The following is a 2487-nucleotide window of genomic DNA, read 5'->3' as shown; positions in this document are numbered from 1 at the left end:
GGGCGGGGGGCTCAGCAATCTCCAGGAACGCCTGACGGAGGGCCGGGTCTATGACTACCTCCATTTCCCCCGGGCCCCAAGGCCCCTGAACCGCTATGTTTTTAACCTGGCGGACCTGTGCGTCTTTGCCGGGGGGGCGCTGTGCCTGCTGCGGGGCGGCAAAGGTTGCAAAGGTTCCCCTTCCTCTTGACTTTCCGGCGGTCCTATGCTAAACTGTCGGAGATAAAAGGCCGCTTTTTCCAAAAGCGGAGCGCTTCAAATTCAATCAGATGGGAGTAACGATCATGAAGAGAATCAAGACCCTGGAGACCCGCAGTCTCTGCGAGAGCGCCAAGAAGGGCGGCTGCGGCGAGTGCCAGACCTCCTGCCAGTCCGCCTGCAAGACCTCCTGCGGCGTCGCCAACCAGAAGTGCGAGCAGAAGTAAACAGCCGANGNGCCGCCCGGTGAGGCGGCGCTTTTCCTGTCAANAAGACCGCCGCCCCCTCCGGGCGGCTTGGGAGGAACACATNGTACATCAATACAAGCTGAACGGCTACAACCTCGTCCTGGACAGCTGCNCCGGCGGCGTCNATGTGGTGGACGANGTGGCCTATGACCTGATTGCCCTCTACCCGGACCATACGCCGGAGGAGATTGTGCAAACTCTGCTGGAAACCTACCGGGACCGCCCCGATGTGACGGAGGCGGAGATCCGGGAGTGCCTGGCCGACGTGGAGTCCCTGGTAAAATCCGGGCAGCTCTACACCCCCGACACCTTTTCGGACATCGCCGGGACCTTTAAAGAGCGCTCCGGCGGCGTGGTGAAGGCCCTCTGCCTTCATGTGGCCCACACNTGCAATTTGAACTGCTCCTACTGCTTCGCCAGCCAGGGGAAGTACCACGGGGACCGGGCCCTCATGTCCTTTGAGGTGGGAAAGCAGGCCCTGGACTTCCTCATCGCCCACTCCGGGACCCGGACGAACCTGGAGGTGGACTTCTTCGGCGGCGAGCCGCTGATGAACTGGCAGGTGGTGAAGGACCTGGTGGCCTATGCCCGGACCCAGGAGGAGCCCCATCACAAGCGCTTCCGCTTCACCCTCACCACCAACGGGATGCTCATTGACGANGACGNCATCGACTTTGCCAACCGGGAGATNGACAACGTGGTCCTCTCCCTGGACGGGCGGAAGGAGATTCACGACGCCCTTCGGGTGGACTACGCCGGAAACGNCAGCTATGACCGCGTCGTCCCCAAGTTCCAGGAGCTGGTGAAGGCCCGGGGAGGAAGCCGCTACTATATGCGGGGCACCTTCACCCACCGAAATCCCGACTTTACGAAGGNCCTCTTCCATATGGCNGATCTGGGCTTNANCGAGCTTTCCATGGAGCCGGTGGTNTACGCCCCGGGGGACCCGGCGGCCCTGACGGCGGAGGACCTGGAGGTGGTNAAGGATCAGTACGAGCTGCTGGCCAGGGAAATGCTGAAACGGCACAAGGAGGGCCGTCCCATCACCTTCTACCACTACATGCTGGACCTCACGGGAGGGGCCTGCGTCTATAAGCGGGTCTCCGGCTGCGGCTCCGGCACGGAGTACATGGCCGTCACCCCCTGGGGGGACCTGTACCCCTGCCACCAGTTCGTGGGAGAGGAGGCGTACAAGCTGGGAGACGTGTGGAAGGGCGTGACGAATACCGCTTTGCGGGAGGAGTTTCGCTCCTGCAACGCCTATGCCCGGCCCGCGTGCGCGGACTGCTGGGCCAGGCTCTACTGCTCCGGCGGCTGCGCCGCCAACGCCTACCACGCCTCCGGCTCCATCCGGGGAATCTATGAGGCGGGCTGTGAGCTCTTCCGCAAGCGGATGGAGTGCGCCATCATGCTCCAGGCTGCCCTGGCGGAAGAGGCGGAGGCATGACCACCCCCCTGGCGGACTTCCTCCGGGCCTACGCCGCCTCCGGCACGGCCCGGCTCCACATGCCGGGGCACAAGGGACGGGGCCCCTTGGGCTGCGAGGCCTGGGACCTGACGGAGATTTCCGGGGCGGACTCCCTCTACGAGGCGGCGGGCGTCATTGCGCGGAGCGAGGAAAACGCCGCCGCCCTCTTCGGCTCCGCCGCCACGTTCTACTCCACCGAAGGGTCTACCCAGTGCGTCAAGGCCATGCTGTTTCTGGCCCTCCAGAACCGGCCGGCGGGGACGCCGCCGGTGGTTCTGGCCGCCCGGAACGTCCACAAATCCTTCGTCCACGCCGCCGCCCTGCTGGATTTCGAGCCCCTTTGGCTCTGGCCGGAGGAGGGGACAAGCTCCCNCTGCGCCTGTCCCGTCGCCGCGGAGGGGTTGGACCGGGCCCTCTCCGCCCTGGACGCGCCCCCCGCCGCCGTGTATATCACCAGCCCGGACTATCTGGGGAACATGGCGGACATTCCTGCCCTGGCGGAGGTCTGCCGCCGTTATAAAACCCCGCTTCTGGCAGACAACGCCCACGGGGCCTATCTGCGCTTCCTCTCCC

3 protein-coding genes and 1 pseudogene are annotated in these 2487 nt (G+C 64.8%); all 4 read left to right on the top strand.

The features are described 5' to 3' along the window. Positions 1–190: signal peptidase II (locus tag JX325_RS15295; protein ID WP_204791921.1), on the top strand; the 190-nt coding region annotated here is incomplete at its 5' end. A 94-nt stretch (positions 191–284) separates the two neighbouring features. Continuing rightward, positions 285–425 carry a six-cysteine ranthipeptide SCIFF gene (gene scfA / locus JX325_RS15290; RefSeq protein WP_204791920.1) on the top strand — a complete coding sequence of 47 codons (141 nt, stop codon included), beginning with the start codon at positions 285–287 and terminating at the stop codon, positions 423–425. 82 nt (positions 426–507) lie between these two features. Then, on the top strand, positions 508–1893 hold the full coding sequence (gene scfB / locus JX325_RS15285; protein WP_204791922.1) for a thioether cross-link-forming SCIFF peptide maturase: 1386 nt from the start codon (positions 508–510) through the stop codon (positions 1891–1893). Beyond that, positions 1890–2487 (top strand): annotated as a pseudogene (locus JX325_RS15280) (amino acid decarboxylase); the annotation flags it as partial. The gene scfB and the pseudogene JX325_RS15280, both read left to right, overlap by 4 nt.

This window comes from Oscillibacter sp. CU971 (assembly GCF_905219725.1).
Lineage (GTDB): Bacteria > Bacillota > Clostridia > Oscillospirales > Oscillospiraceae > Oscillibacter.
Note: the sequence above shows the minus strand (reverse complement) of the source record. Positions and strands in the feature narration are given on the sequence as shown.